The sequence below is a fragment of the Acidithiobacillus sulfurivorans genome, from assembly GCF_018853815.1.
Lineage (GTDB): Bacteria > Pseudomonadota > Gammaproteobacteria > Acidithiobacillales > Acidithiobacillaceae > Acidithiobacillus > Acidithiobacillus sulfurivorans.
In genome coordinates this window covers 1-245 of the sequence record NZ_JAAOMP010000024.1, presented here as the reverse complement: position 1 = coordinate 245, position 245 = coordinate 1, and the positions used below count along the sequence as shown (strand labels likewise).

General features: G+C 58.8%; 1 pseudogene. It reads right to left on the bottom strand.

The annotated features are described in order from the left end of the window. A pseudogene (locus HAP95_RS01245) lies at nt 1-245 on the bottom strand (IS5/IS1182 family transposase); the annotation flags it as partial.

Below are 245 nucleotides of genomic sequence, written 5' to 3'. Positions count from 1 at the left end.
CGCTTCGGCCTGCCTGCGTCTTCAGACGATGTATCATCGCCTGCATGCGGGTCGCATTTTCCGGGAGGGCTTCCGGTTCTGTATACCGTTGCCGCCAGTCGGGATGGTGTTCTTCTCTGGCCACGGCAATGAATGGGGTGATCCCCAGTGCTTCGCAGGCCTCCACATTCTTTTCGCTGCAATAACCCGTATCGGCCACCAGCGCTGCTATTGGTCCCAGTTGCGCTGTTTGTGCCTGGAGGGTT